The 23,115-nt window shown below is 33.5% G+C and carries 25 protein-coding genes; 23 read left to right on the top strand and 2 right to left on the bottom strand.

All coding sequences use genetic code 11. The features are described from left to right. Positions 1–11: 11 nt before the first annotated feature. The 23 genes from BMZ74_RS01675 (at position 12) to BMZ74_RS01565 (ending at position 21,055) form a co-directional block, all read left to right on the top strand. Positions 12–1,112, top strand: a complete 1,101-nt coding sequence (locus BMZ74_RS01675; RefSeq protein WP_089858655.1) for an aminopeptidase — start codon at positions 12–14, stop codon at positions 1,110–1,112. A 19-nt stretch (positions 1,113–1,131) separates the two neighbouring features. Next, a complete protein-coding gene (locus BMZ74_RS01670) occupies positions 1,132–1,944 on the top strand; it encodes a purine-nucleoside phosphorylase (RefSeq protein ID WP_089858651.1) in 813 nt (270 codons plus the stop codon). Between the two features lie 15 nt (positions 1,945–1,959). Further along, positions 1,960–3,264, top strand: a complete 1,305-nt coding sequence (locus BMZ74_RS01665) for a pyrimidine-nucleoside phosphorylase (RefSeq protein WP_089858647.1) — start codon at positions 1,960–1,962, stop codon at positions 3,262–3,264. Between the two features lie 20 nt (positions 3,265–3,284). Continuing rightward, positions 3,285–4,613 (top strand): nicotinate phosphoribosyltransferase, encoded by a 1,329-nt coding sequence (locus BMZ74_RS01660; RefSeq protein ID WP_089858643.1) that lies wholly within the window; start codon positions 3,285–3,287, stop codon positions 4,611–4,613. A 67-nt stretch (positions 4,614–4,680) separates the two neighbouring features. Beyond that, positions 4,681–6,321 carry a tRNA nucleotidyltransferase/poly(A) polymerase family protein gene (locus tag BMZ74_RS01655; protein ID WP_089858640.1) on the top strand — a complete coding sequence of 547 codons (1,641 nt, stop codon included), beginning with the start codon at positions 4,681–4,683 and terminating at the stop codon, positions 6,319–6,321. A gap of 25 nt (positions 6,322–6,346) precedes the next feature. After that, positions 6,347–6,991 (top strand): site-2 protease family protein, encoded by a 645-nt coding sequence (locus BMZ74_RS01650; protein ID WP_089858637.1) that lies wholly within the window; start codon positions 6,347–6,349, stop codon positions 6,989–6,991. A 20-nt stretch (positions 6,992–7,011) separates the two neighbouring features. Further along, a complete protein-coding gene (locus BMZ74_RS01645; RefSeq protein WP_089858634.1) occupies positions 7,012–7,737 on the top strand; it encodes a segregation and condensation protein A in 726 nt (241 codons plus the stop codon). 5 nt (positions 7,738–7,742) lie between these two features. Continuing rightward, positions 7,743–8,417, top strand: coding sequence for an SMC-Scp complex subunit ScpB (scpB, locus tag BMZ74_RS01640; RefSeq protein ID WP_089858631.1), 675 nt, complete (start codon positions 7,743–7,745; stop codon positions 8,415–8,417). 16 nt (positions 8,418–8,433) lie between these two features. Then, a complete protein-coding gene (locus BMZ74_RS01635; RefSeq protein ID WP_089858628.1) occupies positions 8,434–9,144 on the top strand; it encodes a pseudouridine synthase in 711 nt (236 codons plus the stop codon). A gap of 151 nt (positions 9,145–9,295) precedes the next feature. Further along, positions 9,296–9,556: a stage V sporulation protein S gene (locus tag BMZ74_RS01630; protein WP_089858625.1), complete on the top strand. Its 261-nt coding sequence runs from the start codon at positions 9,296–9,298 to the stop codon at positions 9,554–9,556. Positions 9,557–9,624: 68 nt separating this feature from the next. Then, positions 9,625–13,236, top strand: a complete 3,612-nt coding sequence (gene smc / locus BMZ74_RS01625) for a chromosome segregation protein SMC (RefSeq protein WP_245750781.1) — start codon at positions 9,625–9,627, stop codon at positions 13,234–13,236. Positions 13,237–13,240: 4 nt separating this feature from the next. Then, entirely contained in the window at positions 13,241–14,164 is a 924-nt protein-coding gene (gene ftsY / locus BMZ74_RS01620; protein WP_089858622.1) for a signal recognition particle-docking protein FtsY, read from the top strand. A 95-nt stretch (positions 14,165–14,259) separates the two neighbouring features. Continuing rightward, positions 14,260–14,613: a YlxM family DNA-binding protein gene (gene ylxM, locus BMZ74_RS01615; RefSeq protein WP_245750780.1), complete on the top strand. Its 354-nt coding sequence runs from the start codon at positions 14,260–14,262 to the stop codon at positions 14,611–14,613. Positions 14,614–14,626: 13 nt separating this feature from the next. Next, positions 14,627–15,964: a signal recognition particle protein gene (gene ffh / locus BMZ74_RS01610; protein ID WP_089858615.1), complete on the top strand. Its 1,338-nt coding sequence runs from the start codon at positions 14,627–14,629 to the stop codon at positions 15,962–15,964. A gap of 100 nt (positions 15,965–16,064) precedes the next feature. Further along, the gene (gene rpsP / locus BMZ74_RS01605; RefSeq protein ID WP_089858611.1) at positions 16,065–16,328 is read left to right on the top strand and encodes a 30S ribosomal protein S16; all 264 of its coding nucleotides are present in this window, start codon (positions 16,065–16,067) and stop codon (positions 16,326–16,328) included. A 17-nt stretch (positions 16,329–16,345) separates the two neighbouring features. Further along, positions 16,346–16,573: a KH domain-containing protein gene (locus BMZ74_RS01600; protein WP_089858608.1), complete on the top strand. Its 228-nt coding sequence runs from the start codon at positions 16,346–16,348 to the stop codon at positions 16,571–16,573. Between the two features lie 22 nt (positions 16,574–16,595). Further along, a complete protein-coding gene (rimM, locus tag BMZ74_RS01595; RefSeq protein ID WP_089858606.1) occupies positions 16,596–17,108 on the top strand; it encodes a ribosome maturation factor RimM in 513 nt (170 codons plus the stop codon). An 11-nt stretch (positions 17,109–17,119) separates the two neighbouring features. Next, positions 17,120–17,878, top strand: coding sequence for a tRNA (guanosine(37)-N1)-methyltransferase TrmD (gene trmD / locus BMZ74_RS01590; RefSeq protein ID WP_089858603.1), 759 nt, complete (start codon positions 17,120–17,122; stop codon positions 17,876–17,878). Next, a complete protein-coding gene (locus BMZ74_RS01585; protein WP_089858601.1) occupies positions 17,865–18,449 on the top strand; it encodes an RNA methyltransferase in 585 nt (194 codons plus the stop codon). The genes trmD and BMZ74_RS01585 overlap by 14 nt, the downstream gene beginning before the upstream one ends. 29 nt (positions 18,450–18,478) lie before the next feature. Then, on the top strand, positions 18,479–18,823 hold the full coding sequence (gene rplS / locus BMZ74_RS01580; RefSeq protein ID WP_089858598.1) for a 50S ribosomal protein L19: 345 nt from the start codon (positions 18,479–18,481) through the stop codon (positions 18,821–18,823). A gap of 77 nt (positions 18,824–18,900) precedes the next feature. Then, on the top strand, positions 18,901–19,758 hold the full coding sequence (gene ylqF / locus BMZ74_RS01575) for a ribosome biogenesis GTPase YlqF (protein WP_089858595.1): 858 nt from the start codon (positions 18,901–18,903) through the stop codon (positions 19,756–19,758). 9 nt (positions 19,759–19,767) lie between these two features. After that, positions 19,768–20,619: a ribonuclease HII gene (locus BMZ74_RS01570; RefSeq protein WP_089858592.1), complete on the top strand. Its 852-nt coding sequence runs from the start codon at positions 19,768–19,770 to the stop codon at positions 20,617–20,619. Continuing rightward, on the top strand, positions 20,609–21,055 hold the full coding sequence (locus tag BMZ74_RS01565; protein WP_089858589.1) for a QueT transporter family protein: 447 nt from the start codon (positions 20,609–20,611) through the stop codon (positions 21,053–21,055). Before BMZ74_RS01570 ends, BMZ74_RS01565 begins: the two co-directional genes overlap by 11 nt. Here BMZ74_RS01565 and BMZ74_RS01560 read toward each other — a convergent pair. Together BMZ74_RS01560 and BMZ74_RS01555 are read right to left on the bottom strand one after the other, a co-directional pair. After that, on the bottom strand, positions 21,038–22,564 hold the full coding sequence (locus BMZ74_RS01560; RefSeq protein WP_089858585.1) for a YifB family Mg chelatase-like AAA ATPase: 1,527 nt from the start codon (positions 22,562–22,564) through the stop codon (positions 21,038–21,040). The two genes, BMZ74_RS01565 and BMZ74_RS01560, sit on opposite strands and share 18 nt — an antisense overlap. Before the next feature lie 33 nt (positions 22,565–22,597). After that, positions 22,598–22,945: a YraN family protein gene (locus BMZ74_RS01555; RefSeq protein ID WP_245750777.1), complete on the bottom strand. Its 348-nt coding sequence runs from the start codon at positions 22,943–22,945 to the stop codon at positions 22,598–22,600. Positions 22,946–23,115 lie beyond the last annotated feature (170 nt).

The following is a 23,115-nucleotide window of genomic DNA, read 5'->3' as shown; positions in this document are numbered from 1 at the left end:
GGAGTTTGAATATGATAGAAGAAAAAATCAAGAAATATGCTAAATTACTGACTAATTATTCATTACAGGTCAAAGATGGAAGTGAAGTTTTAATTCAAGGTGAAGATGTCAGTCTTCCACTCATTAAAGCTGTTTATCAGGAAGTCCTTAAGGGAGGACATCCCCTAGTTATTACAAAATTTGCTGAACAAGAAGAATTATTTTTTCGCAGTGCTTCCCGGCAGCAGTTAGAGTATGTTTCACCATTTGATGAATTTTTAATGAAAAATATTGATTGTTATCTCAGAATTCTTGGTCATAATAATACCAAAAGCTTAGCTGGTATAGATCCCGAAAAAATAAAGCTGCGTTCTCTTGCCCAAAAAAATATATCAAAACTGATGAATGACAGAGCTGCAGCAGGTGATTTAAACTGGAATATCTGTCAATTTCCAACTCAATCAGATGCTCAAGAAGCTGGAATGTCATTCTTTGATTATCAGGAATTTGTTTATCAGGCCTGTCATCTTGATCGAAATGATCCGGTAGCTTACTGGCAGGAATTTGGTCAGGAAATGAAAAGGATAGCAGCGATTTTAAATAAAAAAACAGACTTCCATTTTGTAGCAGAAGGAACTGATCTTTACTGTAAAACATCCGGTAGAATCTGGACAGTTGATCAGGGAAAAGAAAATTATCCAGGGGGAGAAATTTTTACCGGCCCAGTTGAAGATTCTGTGCATGGGAAAATTAGATTCTCTTATCCAGGTATTTATAGTGGCCAGGAAGTTGAAGATATTAAATTAGAATTTGCAGCAGGTAAAGTAATTAGTGCTGAAGCTTCTCAGGGCGAAGATTTGCTTAATTCTTTACTGGAAGCTGATCGGGGAGCCCGCTTTGTTGGAGAAATAGCAGTAGGCTGTAATCAGGGTATTCAGCGTTTTACTCGTAATATGCTTTTTGATGAAAAAATGGGTGGAACAATCCATCTTGCACTTGGAATGAGTTATCCTGAAACTCTGGGCAAAAATGAATCAACTATTCATTGGGATATGCTGTGTGATATGAAAAACGGTGGCAAGATATATGCAGATGATGAACTTATTTATGAAGATGGTAAATTTATAATTTAATTTTAAGGAGGCTATATTTATGTTAGATATAATCAAACAAAATGCAGAGATAATTTTAAATAAAATTGAAAATAAGCCAGAATTAGGTTTAATTTTAGGATCAGGTCTGGGAGTAATGGCAGAAGAAATTGAAAATCCTGTCTATATTGACTATGCTGAACTAAAAGAATTTCCTGTTTCTACAGTAGAAGGTCATGCAGGAAGGTTTGTTATCGGACAGTTGTCCGGCAAAACTGTAATTACTATGCAGGGAAGAGCTCACTATTACGAAGGTTATTCTATTCAGAAAATAACACTTGCAGTTAGAGTTATGCAGGCAGTTGGAATTGATAAATTAATTTTAACTAATGCAGCAGGAGGTGTCAACGAGAACTATAGTCCAGGTGAATTTATGCTGATTTCAGATCATATCAATCTTTTAGGAGATAACCCTTTAATTGGACCTAATCTCGCTGAATTAGGACCAAGGTTTCCCGATTTATCAGAAGCCTATAGTAAAGATCTAATTAAAACTGCTGAGCAAATAGCTCGTCAGGAAGGAATTTTACTTCGCAAAGGTATTTATGCTGCGATGACTGGACCAAGTTATGAAACTCCAGCAGAGATAAAATTTTTAAAGACAATTGGAGCTGATGCAGTTGGTATGTCAACTGTTCCGGAGGTTATTGTAGCCCGTCATATGGGAGTAGAAGTACTTGGTATTTCCTGCATAACTAATATGGCAGCTGGTATTCTAGCTCAACCTCTTGATCACAGTGAAGTAGTCGAAATTGCTGCTCAGGTTAGACCTGATTTTATCAAATTGATGCGAGGAATTATTAAAAATATTTAGCTGGAGGTTTTAATAATGCGTGCATATGATATAATATATAAAAAAAGAGAAGGAAAAAGCTTAACCAGGGCAGAATTAGAGTTTTTAATTACTGGTTATGTTAAAGAGGAAATTCCTGATTATCAGATTTCAGCCTGGGCAATGGCTGTCTTTTTTCAGGGGATGGATGCTCAAGAAACCGCTGATTTAACAATGCTGATGGCTGAATCTGGTGATATGATAGATTTAAGTCCAATTACTGGAACTAAAGTCGATAAGCATAGTACAGGCGGGGTAGGTGACACAACTACGCTTGTTCTGGCTCCTTTAGTTGCTGCTGCAGGATTGCCAGTTGCTAAAATGTCTGGTCGAGGTCTGGGCCATACAGGAGGAACAATTGATAAACTAGAATCTATCCCGGATTTTAATACTTCTTTAAGTGAAGATAAGTTTTTTGATAATGTTAATCAGCATGGTCTGGCAGTTGTCGGTCAGACTGGTAATTTAACCCCTGCTGATAAAAAACTTTATGCTTTACGTGATGTAACTGCAACTGTAGAATCAATTCCTTTGATTGCCAGCAGTATTATGAGTAAGAAAATTGCTGGAGGAGCTGATGCTATAGTGCTTGATGTTAAAACTGGTAATGGAGCTTTTATGAAAGATAAATCATCTGCTCGTAAGCTGGCTCAGGCTATGGTAAACATCGGGAAACAAACTGGTCGTAAAACTGCAGCTTACTTAACTGATATGAATCAGCCCTTAGGAAAAGCAGTTGGAAATGCTCTGGAAGTAAAAGAAGCAATTACTACATTGCGGGGAGATGGACCAGCAGATTTAACAGAACTATGTATAGAATTAGGTGCTGGAATGCTTAAATTAGCTGATAAAGTTACTGAGTTGAAGGCAGGTAAAAAATTATTAAGAGAAAAACTTAACTCAGGAGCAGCTTTAGCTAAATTAAAAGAAATGATAACAGCTCAGGGAGGTAATCCAGCTGTAGTTGAAGATTTAACACTGCTGCCTACTGCTGAAAACAGTCTGGAAATAACAGCAGCAAAGTCAGGTTATATTAATGAAATTGAAGCAATTGAAGTGGGTTTAGCTGCTATGCTGTTAGGAGCAGGCCGTGAAAATAAAGACTCACAAATTGATCTTGCTGTTGGCCTAGAGTTGAAGAAAAAAATTGGTGATCAGGTTAAAAAAGGAGAGAGTCTGGCTGTTATTTATTATAATTCAGCTCAAAATTTAGCAGAAGCAAAAGCAAAATTAGAGCAGTCATTTACAATAAGTTCAGATAAGCCAGCCTCAAATAAGTTGATTTATGAAATAATTAAATAAGAAAATTTAGAGGTGAGTTTATGACAGTTTTTAATAGTGAGCGTCTGGAGACAAAATTATTCCAGCTTGATCGTAAGAGAATGGCAGAAGGCTGGTATTCAGATGTTTATTTTCGCAATATAGCCCGTATTTTAACCCAGCTTTCTAAAGAAGGCTACAAATTCAAGGAGCAGGACATTGGAAATATAGAAGTAGAAATGCAGATTTTCCCCAGAAGACAGCCATTCTGTATAGTAGGGGGGGTAGATGAAGCACTTGCTATTTTAAAAACTGCTACTGGTTATAAAGATGAAACAGGTAAATTTATTAATACTGCTGAAAATTTAGATATAGAAGCTTGTTATGATGGAGAGAAAGCTTATTATAAAGGAAACCCTCATCATGTTGATCCAGTTTTAAAAATTAGAGGTCGGTATCGTGATTTTTCTATTCTTGAAACCCCTATTTTAGGTTCACTGACAGAAGCTTCTCGAATTGCGACTAATGTTTATCAGGTTATGGTAGCAGCCCGGGGTAAAGATATTCTTTTCTTTCCGGCTAGATTTACCCACTATAAATCACAGGCAATGCATGGTTATGCCTATTCACTTGGGGTAAATGCCTATAATTATGAATATGGAACTAATACTCAGCGCTTTATTTCTACTGATGAGCAGGGGGCCTGGTGGGGAGGAAAAGGTGGTGGCACAATTAGCCATTCCTATGTAGCTTCTTTTCTCGGAGATACTGCAGAATCAATGCTGCAGTTTTGCCGCTTGATGCCTTTAGAAGTGAATAGAATTGCTCTGGTAGATTTTGATAATGATTGTGTAAATACAAGTTTAATAGTTTTAAAAGCAATGTTTGACAAGTATTTGCAGTTGAAAAATGCTGGAGATGAAGAAGAAGCGAAAAAGTATAAATTATTTGGTGTTCGACCTGATAATTCTTCTTCTCTACGGGATAAAAGTGTAGAACCGCTTGGAAAAAAAGAACTTGATAATGGAGTTAATGCTCGACTTGTATTTAAACTACGAAAAGCTCTGGATAATGCTTATCATGATTGGGACTTACAACCTGCTGATTTAAAATTAGCTGAACAATATTGTCAGGAAGTAAAAATTATAGCAACAGGTGGTTTTAACCCAGAAAAAATTGATCAATTTGAATCTTCCCAGGTTCCAGTTGATATTTATGGAGTTGGCAGTTGGTTATTGTCCAATTGCTCCTTAACTGGAACAAAAAATGATTTTACAGCAGATGTAGTTAAAGTTAAAGTTGATGGAGAATGGGTAGAAATGGCAAAAGTCGGTCGTTCTGCAGCAGATAATGCTAACCTTAAACCAATTGACTTAGCAGATATAAATTAAAGTTTAGCTAAATTTATAAATAGGGACTGCCTCTTAAAGGGGCAGTCTTTTAAAGTGGGGCCTTAATATGGAAAATAAAATTAGCTTAGTAAAAAAAATTATTAATACTAGAGCAGAGGAATATTATGAATTCGATGCTGTTGATTTTAAGATAATTAATTTAAATGAAGTTGAGTTTAAAAAAATAGTTGCCGGTTTAAATTCGGCTGAGCTGACTTATTATCAAGCTAATGTTTTTCTGCAAACTAAAACTGGTCAAATTTATTTTAATAAACAAAATCCTAATCTTCTAGCTGATAAAATTAAATTTTTGCGAGGAATTAGAAATGGACTTTATTTAATTAAGCAGACTAAGCTAGCAAATAATTCTTTAAAAATTAGTCTAGAAAAAGGGCTTGATTTATTAAAAAAATATCAAAGTTCAGGTCATGACCAGGCTTCATTTTTGCAATATCAGACTAATCTTTTAGAAAAATTATCTGCCGCCAAGAGAGAACTGCTTTTGAAATTAGCTGCTGAAGCAGCTGGACTTGGTTATAATCTTTATTTAGTAGGTGGTCAGGTAAGAGATATGCTGATTAATCTTCCGCTTAACAAAGATCTAGATATTTTGTTAGAAGGTGATCTGCAGCAGTTTTTTTCTCACTTAGCTGCAAAATATGGTTATCAATATGATTATAATTCTAAATTCTCAACTGGTTTTTTGCACAACCAGTCTGGCTTCTCAATAGATATTGCTAGCTGCCGGGAAGAAAAATATCATTTTCCAGGTGCTCTGCCTTTAGTTGAAAAAGCTGATCTTTTTTCAGATCTTTATCGCCGCGATTTTACTGTAAATTGTTTAGTAATTGATCTTCATCCAGATAGAAAAGGGATTTTATATGACTTTTTTGGTGGATTAAATGATTTACAAAATGGTCTGCTGCAGGTTTTACATGATTATAGTTTCCGTGATGATCCTCTGAGAATTTTAAGAGGAATTAGATTTCAAATTTTAAAAGATTTTCAACTCAGTGCAGAGACAGTTAATTTGAGCAGAATCTCGCTCAAAAAATATAACTATAAAGAGCTGGCTCTGGAAAGAATTTTTACTGAATTATCTTATTTATTTAATGTGAAAAAAAATATTGCCCAGTTTTCATCCCTGCTTTTAAACCAAATACCTGTCCTGCAGCTAATAGAAAGTAATTATAAATTGGAAAAGCAGCAGGATGCTGCATTTTTGAAAGGGGAAAAATTATTAGAAATAAGTCGAGAAAATGGACTAACTATTAATCATTTTCTTGTCAGGATAATGATTTTGTTTTATAATATTAAAGAAAGCCGTTTAAAAAGATGGCCTTTATCAAAGCAAGAAAAACAGATATTTGCTGCCCAAAAGTGGCTGGATATTTCAGTTGATTATTTGGAGTCACAAACAGCGGTTGATCCTGCTCTTAATTTTCGCTTTTTAGAAAAATTTAAAGCAGAAGAATTAATTATGGCTGGCTTAAAAAATTTTACTCAGTCATTTATCGAACTTATTTTTACTCATCTAAATAAAAGAGCAGAATTAAATTTACCAGTTAGTGGCAGTGATTTGTTAGAGCTTGGTTTAGCAGAAGGCCCGGCAATTAAAGAGTATCTTTTAAAAGTAAGAGACGAGATGTTACGTAAACAAATTAATGGTCGTCAGGAAGCTATAAATTATTTAAAGAAAATAATTTAATTATAGATAAGATTGAGGTGAAAAAATGAGTTCAATTTATGAAATTTTACTGTTGATTCCTATACTCTTATTTTCTCTTTCTTTACACGAATTTTCTCATGGATATATTTCACATAAATTGGGAGATCCAACCCCTAAAGCAATGGGAAGGTTAACAATTAATCCATTAGCACATCTTGATCCGATTGGTAGTTTAGTTTTGATTGTTACCAGAAGATTTGGTTGGGCTAAACCAGTTCCAATTAACCCCAATTATTATAAAAATCCACGGCAGGGGATTATGCTTGTTAGTCTGGCTGGCCCGGGCTCTAATTTTATTCTAGCTGCTTGTTTTGCCTTTATTGCCAGACTAGTTGTTTTTTTTAGTTCTTCAACAATCTATCAGTTGCAGCAGTCAGGTTATGGTAATTTGATTCAAACAACTTTTATCTTCTTTCAGTTAGCTGTTATTATTAATCTTAGTCTAGGTTTTTTTAATTTAATTCCAGTGCCCCCACTAGATGGTTCCAAGATATTAATGGGTATTTTACCGCCCAAATTTGATAAATACATCCACAAGCTTGAAGGTCCTTATGGGATGATTTTACTGCTTTTACTGGCTTATACAGGTATTTTATGGAGCTTAATTGGACCACTTGTAAATTTTATGTATAGACTTTTATTAATGTAGCAGCAATAAAGGAGTAAAAAATGGACTATAAAGTTATCTTAGAGGATTTTGAAGGACCTTTAGAATTACTCTATCAGCTTGTTAAAAAAAATGAAATAGATATTAGTGAAGTTTCACTGGCACGTATTACTGATCAATATTTAAATTATTTAGAGCAAATGAAAGAATTTGATTTAGATTTAGCCAGTGAATTTCTAATTATTGCAGCTGAATTAATTGAAATAAAAATTAGAGCTCTTTTACCTACTCAGGAAGAAACGGAAGATCCTGGTGAGCATGAGTTAATTACTAGATTAAGAGAATATGAATTATTTAAAAATATAGCGCAGCTCTTAAAAGAGTGGGAAGCAGAAGCAGGGAATAGATATCAATGTAATGTTGATATAGAAGATTTAATGCCAGAAAGACTGCAGGTTGATTTAAATATTTCAGCTCAGCAATTACATGAATTAGTTATTCAAGCTTTAACAGCTGAGAAAGAAAAAGAAACAGAAGTAGTTAGAAATCCTAAGCTTGAATATTTAAAAGAGGAAAAGTTTAATATCAGAAATAAAATCCGTAATATGCTGCAGGATATTAGACATCTTAAACAGGAAACCTCTTTTTTTAATTTATTGGATGATCGTCACAATCAATTAGAAATAGTAGTTAGTCTGTTGGCCCTGTTAGAACTAATGAAAAGAAAAAGAATTAAAGTTAAGCAGGAAAGTAACTTTGCTGATATAAAGATCAGCTTGGAAAGGTGAATTTGATGGTAGAGGAAAAAATTGATCAGCTAAATTTAATTGAAAACCAGTCAGATCAACAAAATCAGACTGAAAAGCAGTTTAAGCTTGCTTTAGAAGCTGAATTAATTCCAGAAGAAATTGCTATGGTTGAAGCCTTAATTTTCAGCAGTAAGAAAAAGCTAGCTCGCTCAGCTATTTTAGAAATAAGTGATTTTGATGAAGTTAAGTTAGAAAAGATCATATTATATATAACTGCTAAGTATCAGAAAGCTGATTCTGGAATTCAGTTAAAAGAATATAATGACAGCTATCTTTTCCAAACAAAAAAAAGTTTTGCTGAACAAATAGAACAATTATTTGATATCACAAAAGTTTCATCACTCTCTACTGCTGCTCTAGAAACATTAGCTATTATTGCTTATCGTCAGCCAGTAACTCGAGCTGAAATTGAAGAAATTAGAGGAGTTAAAGTAGAGAGAACACTTAATACACTAGGTAAATATGAATTAATTACTGAACTTGGTCGTAAAGAAACGATTGGAAATCCAATTATATATGGTACAACTGATCAATTTCTGGAATATCTAGATATAGAAGACTTAAGTCAGCTGCCTGAAATTGAAAGAGTGGAAAAATTATTTGCAGCTGAAATTGAAGCTGCGGCAGAGCAGGCAGTTACAGCAGAAAATCAAGCTTAAATTTTGAGGTGAAAGTATGGAAAGATTACAGAAGGTTATGGCGCATGCGGGAATAGCTTCCCGCCGGAAGTCGGAAGAAATAATTGCTGCTGGTCGAGTAACTGTAAATGGTAAAAAAGTTACTGAGATGGGCTGTAAAGTTGATCCAGATCAGGATCAGATAGCAGTTGATGGAAACTTGATCGAGCAGGAAAAGAAAAAATATTTACTTTTAAATAAACCGGAAGGTTATATTACTACTGTTTCTGATCCAGCAGGTAGGCCAACAGTAATGGATTTAATACCAGATTTACAGCAGAGACTTTATCCTGTAGGGCGATTGGATTATGATAGTTCAGGGCTTTTAATTATGACTAATGATGGTGATTTAACCTATAAGTTAACTCATCCTAAAAAAGAAGTTGATAAAAAATATCGGGTTGTTGTAGCAGGAGAAATGAAAGAAACTGCTTTAAAAAAACTTAGCTCTGGTTTAATTATTGATGGTCAGCCCACAGCTCCAGCTAAAATTTCTAAGCTTAAATATTTCAGTAATAAAACTAGTTTTGATATTATTATTCATGAAGGTAGAAATAGGCAGATTAGACGAATGTGTGAACTGGTTGGCTTTTCAGTTCTAGAATTACAGAGAACAGCTTTTGCTTTTTTAACTATCTCTGGATTAGCCAGTGGTCAATTTCGCTATTTAAAAACAGAAGAAATAAAAAAACTAAAAAATATTGGCTAAATTAACTGTTAAAGCAGGAATAAGCAGTTCTACCAAGAAATAATAAATAGCTGTTTAAATTTTCTTACTAATTAAGTTGTTAATTCTACCGACTATAAGTTACTTTAATTTTAGCAGGTGGGATTTACACTAAGGAGGAGTTAGATTTTCTATGGTAGAATTAAAAGTATCATCAAATTCAGATCCTAAAGCTGTCGCAGGAGCTTTAGCAGCTGTATTGAGAGATGAAAACAAGGTTGAATTACAGGCAGTTGGAGCAGGAGCGGTTAACCAAACTATTAAGGCAATTGCAATCTCTAGAGGTTATGTGGCACCAAATGGGCTTGATTTGATTATGATCCCTGCTTTTACTGAGATAGAAATTGATGGTGAAGAAAGAACAGCTATTAAGTTTCTGGTTGAACCCAGATAAATTACAGTTTTTTTAAGCCTATCCTTCACGGATAGGTTTTTAACTGTATAGTTGATTATTGTTTGAAAGTGGTGATTATTATTTTCTTAAAAAAAATTAGACTTAAAGGTTTTAAGTCTTTTGCCAATAAAACTGATATTGAAATAGAAGAAAATATAACGGCGGTTGTAGGACCTAATGGCAGCGGAAAAAGTAATATTGTGGATGCTATCCGTTGGGTTTTAGGTGAGCAGAGTGCTAAAAATTTACGGGGGAGTCGGATGGCTGATATAATTTTTGCCGGCAGTGAAAATTTAAATGCCAAACACTCAGCCAGTGTTACTTTATTTTTTAATAATGAAAATGGAGCTTTACCAATTGATGGTAAAGAGCTAACTCTGGGCAGACAGGTTGATGCCGATGGACGAAGCGACTACTTAATTAATGGGGCCTCTTGTCGTTTAAAAGATATAGAAATGCTGCTAATGGACAGCGGTTTAGGCAGTGATGGCTATGCAATTGTTGGCCAGGGTAGAATTGATTCTATTATCAAAAGTAAACCTGAGAAAATGCGACTTTTCTTTGAAGAAGCAGCTGGTATTATGAAACATAAATCAAGAAAAGAAGAGGCTGAAAAGAGACTTGCCAACACTAGTAACGATTTAAATCGGATTCATGATTTAGTTGATGAATTAGAAAAGAGATATCAACCTCTTGCCAGGGCTGCCCAAAAAGCTGAGCAGTATAGAGAATACAAAGCAGATTTAGCTGATCTAGAAATAAGTTTATTACATAAACAATGGCAGGACTATTCTGCTGCTTATAAAAAAGTTAAAGCAGAAAAAGATCAGGCAGAAAAATTACTCCAAAAAAAAGAAAGTGAATTTAATAGCCTTAATTATCAGCTGGATAATAAAAAAGATAAATTAAAATTACTTAAAAATAAAAAAGAAGAAGTTAGTAATGATTTTTTCCAAAGCAGGAATAAATTAAATGAAATAGACAATAATTTAAATGTTATGGCAGAAAGAAAAAAGAATTATCTTCAGCAGGAGGCAAAGTTAGAAGAGCAAAATAAAGTGTTAAAAAAAGAAAAAAGCAGTTCTGAAGAAGATTTAAAAGAGATTAAAAAAGAATATAAAATAGTGAGTTCAGATAATGATGAAATAGCTGCTGAAATATCTAAATTAGAACAGCAAATCAAGCTGAGCAAAGAAAATCTAGCTAATAAAAAACAGGAACTGAATCAACAAGAAGAAACAATTAAACAATTAGAAAATAAAATTCAATCTGAAGATGCTTTTATTCAACGTCTGCAGGAAAGAGTTGCTATTACTAAAGAAAGATTAGCTGAAATGTCAGCTGATAAGTCTGATTTGAATTTAAAGCAGAAAAATAAAAATTCTGAACTTGATAAAGTGACAGCAGAAATAAATAAATTAAAAGATTTATTAGCACAAAAAGAGACAATGCTTACTCAAAAAGATGAAGCATTGAGTAAAGAAAGGCAGAAACTGGAATCTGGCAAAGAAGATTTAATTACATTGAAAGAAGATTTTCAGCACTGTAGTTCTAGACTGCAATTGATGGAAGAAATGCAGGATAGTTATGAAGGTTATTATAATGGAGTTAGAAATATTTTAGAAAAAAAAGAAAAATTTCCTGGTTTGATAGATGTAGTAGCAGAAATTGTAAATGTAGACTCAGATTATGAGACTGCTATTGAAACAGCTCTGGGAGCTAAAATGCAGAATATTATTGTTGAAACTGATCAGACTGCCCGTCAGGCAGTAAAATATTTAAAAAATAATCATCTGGGCAGAGCTACTTTCTTACCCCTTAATATGGTAAATGGTTCACGGCTGGCTGACCACTACCTTGCTAATTTAAATAGTGAAGCAGGATTTATTGGACTGGCTGTTGATTTAGTTGATTTTCCAGTTAGACTGGAAAATATCTTCAATTTTCTTCTAGGTCAAATAGTAGTAACTGATAATCTTAATCATGCTGTAAAAATTGCTAAAAAAAGCAGTAAAAATTTTAGAATAGTTACTACTGAAGGAGATGTGGTTTATCCTGGGGGAGCTATTTCTGGTGGTAGTAGTGCCAGTAATAGCAGAGATTTAATTGGACGCAGCCGGAAAATAGACGAACTGCAAGCTAACAAAGCAGATTTAAAGGAGCAGGGTCAGCAGCTGGTAGTAAAGTTAGAAAAAAAGCAAGCTGAAGTAACAAAACTTCAGCAGGATAAAGAACAAATTAAAGTTGAAATTCAATCTCTAAAGATAGAAGAAAATAATCTGCTTAATTCTAAAAATAGATTGGTTGATTTATTAAAAGAACTTGAATCTGAACAGAATTCAAGTCAAACCAGCCTGAAAAACTTAAATTCTGATCTGCAAAATAACCAGACTACAATTAAAACCAAACAGACAGATATTGATAATTATCAGCAGAAAATTGCAGAGCTAACAGTTAAAAAGCAGCAGTTGCAGAGAGAAATCAATAGTTCAGAAGAGTCATTATTAGAGCTTGAACCTGATCTTAAAGAGTTAGAACTGACTGCAGCAAGGATTTCAGAAAAAAGAATCAATATTGAAGAAAAAGTTAAAGCTCAGCAGTCTGATTTAAAATCTAAACAGGAGGCTATTCAAGCTAATATAACTCAGATTAAACAATTTACAGCAGACCTAAAAAAATTAGCAGTAAGAAAAGAACAATTACAATTAAAGAAAGAAGACTTATCTCAAAAATCGGCAGAATTAAAAAAAGAACAGCAGAAATTAACTGCAGAAATAACTGAGTTAGAAAAATTAGTTGAGGTAGAAGAAAAATCAGCTAAAAAGTTACAACAAGAATTAAATCAGCTGAAAGATAATTTTCATCAATTTGATTTAAAATACAATGACTTAGAAAGTAAGTTAAGTAATATTAAAGATATTTTAACTGAAGATTATCAACTTACTCCAGCAGAGATTAATCCAGCAGAAATAAAAGAGATAAAAAAAGCAGATGAAGCAGCTGTAGAGGAAAAAATAAAGCAGTTAAAAACTAAAATGAATAAATTACATCCAGTTAATGAAGCAGCAGTTGAAGAATTTGCAGAATTAAAAGAAAGGCTTGACTTTTTGCATGAACAGCAGGCTGATCTTCAGCATGCTAGAGATTCAATAAAGCTTGTTATTTCAGATATAGAAGAGTCTATGGAAAAAATGTTTAGTCAGACTTTTTATCAAGTTAAAACAGAGTTTACCAAAGTATTTAAAGCTTTGTTTCAAGGCGGAAAGGCAGAATTAAAACTTAGTGAGCCAGAAGAAATGCTAACTACTGGTGTAGAAATTCATGCTCAACCTCCCGGTAAAAGTCTCAAAAGTCTATCTCTTCTTTCAGGTGGAGAAAGAGCTTTAACTGCGATTGCTTTAATTTTTGCTTTTATCCAGGTTAAGCCTAGTCCCTTTTATGTTTTAGATGAAATTGATGCACCGTTAGATGATGTTAATATCGCTCGTTTTGCCAGTTTTATAAAAAAATATGCGCGAGTTTCTCAGTTTATAATTATTACTCATCGTCGGTACATGATGACTGAAGTAGATTCTTTGTATGGGGTAACTATGGAAAAATCAGGTGTGTCAAAACTAGTTTCTTTAAAATTGGATCAGGCTGAAGAAATGAATGAAAATTTTATTAAGGAGGCTTTATAGATAAATGGGTTTTTTACAAAGATTAAAAGAAGGTTTAAGGAAAACTAAGCAGGGATTTGTTGATAAAGTAAGTAATGTTTTTTCTGGGAGAACAAATATTGATGATGATTTATTTGAAGAATTAGAAGAAGTTTTGATTCAGGCAGATGTAGGAGTTAAAACAACTTTTGCTCTGATTGAAAAATTACAGGAAGATGTAGAAACAGAGAATATTACAGAGCCTGAAGAATTAATGAACTATTTTCAAAAAGAGTTGCAAACTATGCTGCAAAATCAAGAAGGTGGTTTTAAATTAGATAAAAAGCTCAATATTATCATGGTAGTTGGGGTAAATGGAGCAGGTAAGACAACAACTATTGCCAAAATCGCTGGTCGATATAAAAATCAGGGTAAAAAAGTTATGCTGGCTGCTGGAGATACTTTCCGGGCAGGTGCGATTGAGCAGCTGCAGATCTGGGGAGATCGTTTAGGTGTAAATGTAATTGCTCAGCAGGAAGGCTCTGATGCAGCAGCAGTTGCTTATGATGCTGTTCAATCAGCAAGAGCTAGGGATGTTGATCTTTTGATTATAGATACTGCTGGACGCTTGCATACTCAAACAAATTTAATGGAAGAACTTAAAAAGGTTAAAAGAGTTATTGATCGGGAAGCTGCAGAAATTGCTGCTGGTGTTGAAGTACTACTTGTTTTAGATGCTACAACCGGTCAAAATGCTATTGCTCAGGCTAAACTATTCAATCAGGCTGTTAATGTTGATGGAGTAGCTTTAACCAAATTAGATGGGACCGCTAAAGGTGGAATTGTAATTGCTGTTAAAAATGAACTTGGCTTGCCGATTAAGTTAATTGGTGTTGGAGAAGCTGCCGAAGACCTGCAGAATTTTGATCCAGAAGAATTTATCGAAGCACTTTTTAGTAGTGACCAATAAGTTTTAGTTTTTGGACATTATTTTGTAATTTAAACTTGACAAAAGCCGCAAAATATCATATACTATCACCTGTGTTAAGTAAAATAACTTTACAGGTGATTTTTTTGTTAGAAAAAACTATTAGAATTACAATGTTGTTTGATTTTTATGGATCTCTTTTAACTGATAAACAGCAGCAGATCATAAAAAATTATTTTTATAATGATTTATCTCTGGCCGAAATAGCTGCTAATCTTGAAATTAGCAGACAGGGAGTATATGATCATCTGCATCGAAGTGAGGAAAATTTAGAAGAATATGAGAGTAAGTTAGGTCTTTTAGCTAAATATAATAAGTTGAGACAGCAAATTTCTGAACTAGAAACAATTTTAGTTAATAAAAAATTTATTGCAGGAAATAATAATTGCGAATTAGGCCAAAAATTGGAGACGATTAAGTCTCTCCTTTAAGAGGAGGTTAATTATGATATTTTCTAATCTTGCTGAAAAGCTGCAGGATACTTTTGATAAATTAAGAGGTAAGGGAAAACTTAATGAAAAAGATGTTAAAGCAGCTTTAAAAGAAGTTAAAATGGCACTTCTAGAAGCTGATGTTAATTACAAAGTAGTAAAAAAGTTTATTAATAAAATTGAAGAAAGAGCTGTTGGTAAGGAAGTTATGGAAAGTTTAACTCCAGGCCAGCATGTTATTAAAATTGTGAATGAAGAAATGCAAGAATTAATGGGGGGCAGTAAAGAAGAAATAGCTATTTCTTCTGAGCCACCAACTATTATTATGATGGCCGGTCTGCAGGGATCTGGTAAAACAACGAGTGCTGGTAAATTAGCCCGTAAGTTTGCTAAAGATGGTAAAAAGCCTCTGTTAGTTGCTGGAGATGTTTATCGTCCGGCAGCCATCCGTCAGCTTCAGGTGTTAGGAGAAAGACTAGAAATACCTGTTTTTTCAATGGGCGATGATAGTGATCCAGTTGATATTGCCCGGGGCAGTATTAATTACGCTGCTTCTCATAATTGTGATTTAATTATTCTTGATACAGCAGGTCGTTTGCATATAGATCAAGAAATGATGGCTGAATTAGAAGAAGTTAAAGCAGCTGTTGAACCAGATGAAATTTTATTAGTTGTTGATGCAATGACTGGTCAGGATGCAGTAAATGTAGCTAAAAACTTTGATCAGCGCCTTGATATTAACGGTGTTATTTTAACTAAAATGGATGGTGATGCCCGGGGTGGAGCAGCTTTATCAATTAAAGCAATTACAGGTAAACCGATTAAGTTTGCTGGGACAGGAGAAAAATTAGCTGATTTAGAAGAATTTCATCCTGACAGAATGGCTTCCCGCATTTTAGGAATGGGTGATGTCTTAAGTTTAATTGAAAAGGCTGAAAAAAGTATTGATAAAGAAAAAGCTGCAGCTTTAGAAGAAAAATTGCGTAAAAATGAATTCACTTTAGAAGATTTCATGGAGCAGATGGATCAAGTACGTAATATGGGGCCAATGGATGAACTATTAGGCATGATACCAGGTATTGGAGAGGCTAAACAGCTTAAAAACCTTCAGGTTGATGATAAACAGCTTGATCATATAGAGGCTATTATATCTTCAATGACACCTGGGGAACGAAGAGATCCGGAAGTGATTAATGGCAGCAGAAGAAAAAGAATTGCTTTGGGTAGTGGAACGAGTATTCAGGATGTTAACCGGTTGTTAAAGCAGTTTAAACAAACTAAAAAAATGATGAAGCAATTAAATAGTGGGAAAATGAAAAAAGGTGGTTTTAAATTACCATTTTTCGGTTAGTAAAGATTATTTTATTAAAACTACTACCCCAATAATAGCTTTTACTACTATTTTTATAAAAGTTAGTTTTAGCAGGCTAACGAAAGGAGGTGTTTAATAGATGGCAGTTAAAATTCGTTTAAAAAGAACAGGAAGTAAGCGTAATGCATCATACAGACTGATCGTTTCTGATTCAAAAAGAGCTCCACAGGGATATTTTGTGGAAGAATTAGGTTTTTATGATCCTACAACAGAACCTGAAACCTATAATATTGATGAAGAAAAAGCACTAAAATGGTTAAACAATGGTGCAAAACCTTCAGATACAGTAAAATCTTTACTGAAAAAATCAGGTGTAATGGCTAAATTCCACGGTAATGATTAATTAAGGGAGGTTGTCCCATGCAAAAAGTAGTAGAATTTATTGCCAAATCTATAGTTGATAATCCGGCTGAAGTTGAAGTCAACAGAATTGAAAATAATAAATCTGTAACAGTTGAACTTTCAGTGGCAGAAGATGATATGGGAAAAGTAATTGGCAGACGGGGTAGAATTGCAAAAGCTATCCGGACTGTTGCTAATGCTGCAGCTGCTAAGCAAGGTAGCAAAGTTAAAGTTGATATTAAATAAATTTTATAGGTCGGTGAAATAATTGGATGCTAGCTATTTAAAAATTGGACAAATAACTCGTTTTCAGGGTAATAAAGGTGAGGTTAGAGTTAAAGCAACTACTGATCTACCAGAAAGATTTTTAGAATTGGACTCTATTTATCTAAAAAGAGGGGATAATTTTAAAGAGCTGGAAATTGAGTATGTTAGATTTCATAAACAATTTGTAATAATTAAATTTGCTGGCATAGATTCAATTAGCCAGGCTGAAGAACTAAAAAATTATCAACTTTTAATTACTGATTCTGAAAAGTATTTACTGCCTGAGGATAATTACTATATTAGTGATTTAGTGGGGCTGCAGGTTTATCTAAAGAATAATGATTATTTAGGAGAATTAATTGATGTAATAACCACAGCTGGAACTGATATTTTCCTTATCAAAGGAAGCAAAAAAGAATATATGTTACCGGCCACTCATGAAATGATAATTGAAATTGATTTTGAGCAAAATAAGTTAATAGTTGATCCAATTCCAGGAATTTTAGAGCTTTAGGAGCTGACTTTATGTTTTTTGAAATTTTAACCCTTTTTCCAGAGATGTTTGTTGGACCTTTTAGTGAGAGTATTTTAAAAAGAGCCAGACAAAATGATTTGATAAATATCAATACAGTTAATATCCGTGATTTTACTGAGGATAAACATCATACAACAGATGAGCCTCCATATGGTGGTGGGGCAGGAATGGTTTTAAAAGCTGAACCTATTTTTAAAGCCTGGCAGAGTCTTCAAGCTAAGCGAGATGTTCAGTCTAAAACTATTTTAATGAGTCCACAGGGAAAGCAATTAACTCAAAAAAAGGTTAAAGAACTAAGTCAAGAAAAAGCTTTAACATTAATTTGTGGTCATTATGAAGGAATTGATGAACGAATTAGAGAGACTATTGTTGACGAAGAGATTTCAATTGGAGATTATGTTTTAACTGGAGGAGAACTACCGGCTATGGTTCTAGTTGATTCTGTTTCTCGACTTTTAACAGGAGTTTTAGGAGCAGCAGCTTCTTCTCAGCAGGATTCTTTTTACAATGGTCTCTTGGAGCATCCTCATTATACGAGGCCGCGCGAATTTAGAGGCCTAAAAGTACCAGAAATTTTATTGAGCGGTAATCATCAATTAATAGAGCGCTGGCGCCGCAAAGAATCACTAAAAAGAACTTTTTTAAGAAGAAAAGATTTGCTTGAAACTAAAAAGTTGACTGATCAGGATTTAGAATTACTTGCTGAAATAAAGCTTGAACTTAAGGGTGAATTTGATGGCCAAGATTGAAGCCAATGTTTATTTAGCTTTGATTCATAATCCAATCTATAATAAACGTGGCGATATTATAACTACAACTGTAACTAATTATGATTTACATGATATTGCAAGAGCTGCAAAAACATATGATATTAAAAAATATTATATTGTTAATAATTTAGAGTCTCAACAGGAATTAGTTGAACGAGTTCGTGATTACTGGACTGGTGGCAGAGGTGCTGAGTATGTTTATAACAGACATCAAGCATTTTCAGTTTTAGATATAGCAGCTGAGCTTGAAGATGTAAAAGCTGATATAAAAGCTGAAACTGGTCAGGAGCCTTTTTTAATTGCTACTGATGCTAAAGAATATCCCAATACAATTGGTTATTCAGCAATGCGCTCTGAGCTGCAAAAACAGGAAAGGCCATTTTTAATTATTTATGGCACTGGCTACGGACTAACTGAAAAAATGGTAACTGATTGTGACTATATTTTGAAACCTGTCTGGGGGAGAGGAGATTTTAATCACCTTTCTGTTAGAAGTGCTGCTTCTATAATTATAGATAGATTGCTAGCTGATCCCTGGTGGGAAGAATAAAATTTAATGCTTTGAGAGGAGGTTTATAGATGAACATTATTAATGAAATAGAAAAAGAACAGCTGCGTGATGATATTCCAGAATTTGCTGTTGGAGATACATTAGATTTAAAAGTTAGAATCAGCGAAGGTGGTAAAGAAAGGTTACAACCTTTTAGAGGTGTAGTAATCAGAAGAAATGGCGGCGGTTTAAACGAAAATTTTACTATTCGCAAAGTTGCTAATGGTGTTGGTGTAGAAAGAACTTTTCCTTTACATACCAGCAAACTTGGCAGTATTGAAGTAGTTCGTCGTGGTGATGTAAGAAGATCACGTTTATACTACTTGCGGGATAGAAGAGGAAAAGCTTCCAGAATTAAAGAAAAAAGAGACTAGTTTTATTTATGCAAGGTGGAGACTTTTCTCCACCTTTTTAAATTTGAATAGAATAATTTTTAGTAAGGAGTTATAAAATGATACAATGGTATCCTGGTCACATGGCAAAAGCAAAGAGAATTTTAAAAGCTGATTTAAAATTAGTGGATATAATTATTGAAGTTGTTGATGCACGAATTCCACTGAGCAGTCAGAATCCTGATCTGCGCCAGCTAATTAATGAACAAAGTAAAGTTACAGTTTTAAATAAAAAAGATTTAGCTGCTCAGGAGCTAAATGAACAATGGTTGGAATTTTATGATAACAACTCAGAAGCAGCGGTTTTACTTAATTCTTTAACAGGTGAAGGGGTTAGTGAATTAAAAAGTATTTTGAATAATAATCATGATCGTTTAAGTTCAAAATTAGCTGCTAAGGGAAGGAAGTCAAGACGACTCCGGGTAATGATTATTGGTATTCCTAATGTAGGCAAATCAGCGTTAATTAATTTGCTAGCTGGTTCAAAAATAACTACTATTGGAAATAAGCCTGGTGTTACTCGCGGACGTCAATGGGTGAATGTTGGAAAAAAAGTTCGTCTCTTAGATACCCCCGGTATTTTATGGCCTAAATTTTCTGATGAAGATAAAGCTTATAAATTGGCTTTAACAGGAGCAGTTGATAATGATGTTTTTGATTTTGAATTAGCTGCTTATAAACTAATTAAGTTTATAACTATAATAAATGAGAAGCTGCTTTTAGAAGCTTATAAGCTTGATTATTTAGCAGACCATCCTTATGATATTTTAGCTGATATAGGTAGAAAAAGAGGTTGCTTAATGACCGGTGGAAAAGTTGATCGTAATCGAGCAGCTGGAATTATAATTACTGATTTTAGAGCTGGTAATTTAGGTAGAGTTTCTCTGGAAACTCCAGCAGAAATTACAGAAATGTAGGTGTGAAAATTGAAGCATAAACTATCTGATAAGCAGTATCCAGATTTTAGTCAGCTAACAATTAAGGAAGTAAAAGCTTTTCTGACTGAGAAGACAGTGGCTGCTGAGTATTCTAAACTAATTACACTTTTAAATCAAGATTCAAGGCAGGGAATAAAAAAATTAGCTAAAAAATTAAATAAGCAGTTAATTAAAAAAGAAAAACTGCTAAATAAATGGGAAAAAATGAATTTATTAATCAAAAAATTTCAAGATCAGGGTTATAATTCAATTGTAGGTATTGATGAAGCTGGCCGTGGCCCGCTGGCTGGTCCTGTTGTTGCGGCAGCTGTAATTTTAGATCTTAATCAACCTATTTATGGGCTTGATGATTCAAAACAACTTTCTCAATCTAGAAGAGAAGAATTATTTATTGAAATTAAAGAGAAAGCGCTCATTGGAGTTGGCCAGGCATCAAATCTAGAAATTGATAAATATAATATTAGAGAGGCAACCTTTGTTGCAATGAAGAGAGCTGTTAAAGATTTACTTCCCAATTTAAAGTGTAATCCCGATTTATTATTAATTGATGGTAATGCAGTAATCCCGGGAATTTCAGTTGAGCAGCAGGCAGTCATAAATGGTGATGCAAAAGTTAATACAATTGCAGCAGCTTCAATTATTGCTAAGGTGACTAGAGATAATTTGATTTTTGAATATGCGAAAAAGTATCCCGAATACAATTTGGCTTCTAATAAGGGCTATGGAACAGCTGAGCATATTGCAGCTTTAAATAAATATGGTGCAACTCCAATTCATCGGCAGACATTTGCTAAAGTACCGTTAGGAAAAATTAGGAAGGATGAATTAAATGAAGACTAAAAAATTAGCAAGAGGAGCTGCTATTACAGCTCTTTATATTGCAATAACTTATTTCTTAGCTCCAGTTAGTTTTGGTCCGATTCAGTTCCGAGCAGCAGAAGCTCTAACTGTTTTGCCAATAATTTTTCCAGAAGCAGTGCCAGCTTTATTTTTAGGAGTACTTCTGGCTAATATTATTGGTGGCCTTGGTATGGTAGACATTATTGGCGGTAGTTTAGTTACTTTATTAGCAGCTTATGTTACTTATAAGAATAGAAATAACATAATTGCTTATTTAAGCCCAATTCTTTTTAATGCTTTTTTAATCAGTATTTATCTACATTTATTATTTTCTTTACCTTATTGGTTAACTGTCCTGCAGATTGGAGCCAGTGAAGCGGTTGTAGTGGTTATTCTTGGTATACCATTAGTTAAATATTTAAAGCAGCATTTCTGATTTTTCTGCATACCAGCGAAAATCAATTGCTTTAAATAAATCTTCATCTTTAATTTTCTCATTTTGATTGAGATCTGCTATTGTTCTGGCAACTCTTATTAATCTAATATAGCCTCTTATACTTAACTTTAATTCAGCAAAGGCTTGATCAAGCAGATAACTGCTTGTCTCTGATAATTTACAGTATTTATCTAAATCATGTAATTCCAATTCGGAATTGTTTTTTATTTTTGTATTTTGATAGCGAAAATTCTGTCTAGCCAGAGCGTCTTTCACTTTGCTTTGATAGTTAATCTTTGCTTGAACTGAATTTTTATTCAAAATTTCTTCTTTTGCTAAAGGAAGAACCTCAACTTGAAGATCAATTCTGTCCTTAAGTGGGCCAGATAATTTTTGCTGATAGCGAATTATATCTCTTTCTGAGCAGCGACATTCTCTGTTTTTAACTCCAGCAAAACCACAGGGGCAGGGATTCATTGCAGCAATGAATTGAAAGTTGGCCGGGAAATAAAAACTGCCCTGCTGACGAACAATTTTTATTGATTTATTTTCTAATGGTTCTCTTAAATTAGCCAATACTCTATTTTTAAATTCAGGTAGTTCATCTAAAAAAAGCACTCCATTATGAGCCAGTGATATTTCACCAGGGGCTGGTATTTTCCCACCTCCAATTAAAGCTGCGCTTGTTATTGAATGATGTGGTGCAACAAAAGGTCGATAGCGTTTGTTTAAATTTAACTCAGCTAAATTATCTGAAATACTATAAATAGAGGCTGTTTCTAAAAACTCCTTTTTATCTAGAGGCGGTAATAATTTAACTATTGATTGAGCAAGAACTGTTTTTCCACAACCAGGGGGACCGATCAAAAGCAAATTATGGCCACCAGCAGCAGCTGTTAAAATTGCTTCTTTAGCATTTTTCTGACCCTTAATCTCAGATAGATCGGGATATTTCTTTGCTGTATAGTTATTTTGTTTAATTTGTTTTGAATTATCTGAAGAATAGTGATTAAATTTATTTATTTGTTTTAAATGATCGATTAAATAGTAGTCAATACTTTTAACTAAAGAGCTTTCTGTTTTATTAGCAGCAGGTAAAACTGCTTGTTTAAAATTATTATTTTTAGCTTCAATTAACATTGAGATTAGCCCTTTAACAGAGTTGATTTTACCATTTAAATTGAGTTCTCCTGCTAAGATTGTTTTTGCTTTATCAATGATTTTAATTTGACCTGAACATTCTAATAGTGCAGCTGCAATAGCAAGATCAAAATGAGAACCATATTTATTAATATTACCTGGGGCAAGATTAACTGTTATTTTTTTAACTGGCCATTCAAAACCAGAGTTAATAATCGCTGAACGGACTCGTTGGGCAGATTCTTTGACTGTTTTGCCAGCTAGACCAACTATATTAAAACCAGGTAATCCCCGTGAAATATCTATTTCTACTCTAACTATTTCTGCTTTTACACCACTGATTACACTAGAATATAAATAGCTGTACATAAAGTATCACTACCTTTCCATAATATATAAATTTTAATTGATTATATTTTTTAAATGGCTAAATTTAGTGACTTGTTTTTGTTTGCAATCTATTTTAAGCAGAATTAAGTCGTAGCGATAATTTAAAAGCTTAAGTTTTTTTTCGATAAAGTAATAGCTGCCAGCCTTTTTGAGATGTTTTATTTGCTGTTTGCGAAGGCTGTAATTTAAATTAACAAATTCCTCTGAACTTCTGCTTTTAACCTCTACAAAAATAAGTAGATTTTTCTGCCGGGCAATGATATCAATTTCGCCAAATTTATTTCTATGATTTTGTTCAATAATTGAATATTTCATTTTTAATAAGTAATTACAGGCAATTTGTTCACCCAATTTCCCCAATTTATTATGAAAAGCCAAATTTATCACCTCTATTTAAAGGATATATTATATAATTATGTAAAAAAATAGAAATACCTCTTTTATTAATTAAATTTTTTAAATTTAATTAATAAAAGAACATTTAAGTTTGAACTGTTTTTTTAAGCAAAAATAGAGGTTTTTTAAGTTGA

The sequence above is a fragment of the Halanaerobium salsuginis genome (genome assembly GCF_900114545.1).
In the GTDB taxonomy this organism is placed as follows: Bacteria; Bacillota; Halanaerobiia; order Halanaerobiales; family Halanaerobiaceae; genus Halanaerobium; species Halanaerobium salsuginis.
This window is presented reverse-complemented; position numbering and strand designations above follow the sequence as displayed.

Bases quoted from the DNA above. Each gene is read 5' to 3' on its own strand.
- BMZ74_RS01645 (WP_089858634.1), top strand. From the start codon at position 7,012: ATGGACTATAAAGTTATCTTAGAGGATTTTGAAGGACCTTTAGAATTA.
- BMZ74_RS01560 (WP_089858585.1), bottom strand. From the start codon at position 22,564: ATGTACAGCTATTTATATTCTAGTGTAATCAGTGGTGTAAAAGCAGAA.
- BMZ74_RS01565 (WP_089858589.1), top strand. From the start codon at position 20,609: ATGAAGACTAAAAAATTAGCAAGAGGAGCTGCTATTACAGCTCTTTAT.
- BMZ74_RS01670 (WP_089858651.1), top strand. From the start codon at position 1,132: ATGTTAGATATAATCAAACAAAATGCAGAGATAATTTTAAATAAAATT.
- BMZ74_RS01665 (WP_089858647.1), top strand. From the start codon at position 1,960: ATGCGTGCATATGATATAATATATAAAAAAAGAGAAGGAAAAAGCTTA.
- BMZ74_RS01650 (WP_089858637.1), top strand. From the start codon at position 6,347: ATGAGTTCAATTTATGAAATTTTACTGTTGATTCCTATACTCTTATTT.
- rpsP (WP_089858611.1), top strand. From the start codon at position 16,065: ATGGCAGTTAAAATTCGTTTAAAAAGAACAGGAAGTAAGCGTAATGCA.
- BMZ74_RS01675 (WP_089858655.1), top strand. From the start codon at position 12: ATGATAGAAGAAAAAATCAAGAAATATGCTAAATTACTGACTAATTAT.
- trmD (WP_089858603.1), top strand. From the start codon at position 17,120: ATGTTTTTTGAAATTTTAACCCTTTTTCCAGAGATGTTTGTTGGACCT.
- BMZ74_RS01660 (WP_089858643.1), top strand. From the start codon at position 3,285: ATGACAGTTTTTAATAGTGAGCGTCTGGAGACAAAATTATTCCAGCTT.
- BMZ74_RS01630 (WP_089858625.1), top strand. From the start codon at position 9,296: ATGGTAGAATTAAAAGTATCATCAAATTCAGATCCTAAAGCTGTCGCA.
- BMZ74_RS01635 (WP_089858628.1), top strand. From the start codon at position 8,434: ATGGAAAGATTACAGAAGGTTATGGCGCATGCGGGAATAGCTTCCCGC.
- rplS (WP_089858598.1), top strand. From the start codon at position 18,479: ATGAACATTATTAATGAAATAGAAAAAGAACAGCTGCGTGATGATATT.
- ftsY (WP_089858622.1), top strand. From the start codon at position 13,241: ATGGGTTTTTTACAAAGATTAAAAGAAGGTTTAAGGAAAACTAAGCAG.
- ylqF (WP_089858595.1), top strand. From the start codon at position 18,901: ATGATACAATGGTATCCTGGTCACATGGCAAAAGCAAAGAGAATTTTA.
- BMZ74_RS01655 (WP_089858640.1), top strand. From the start codon at position 4,681: ATGGAAAATAAAATTAGCTTAGTAAAAAAAATTATTAATACTAGAGCA.
- ffh (WP_089858615.1), top strand. From the start codon at position 14,627: ATGATATTTTCTAATCTTGCTGAAAAGCTGCAGGATACTTTTGATAAA.
- BMZ74_RS01600 (WP_089858608.1), top strand. From the start codon at position 16,346: ATGCAAAAAGTAGTAGAATTTATTGCCAAATCTATAGTTGATAATCCG.
- BMZ74_RS01585 (WP_089858601.1), top strand. From the start codon at position 17,865: ATGGCCAAGATTGAAGCCAATGTTTATTTAGCTTTGATTCATAATCCA.
- scpB (WP_089858631.1), top strand. From the start codon at position 7,743: ATGGTAGAGGAAAAAATTGATCAGCTAAATTTAATTGAAAACCAGTCA.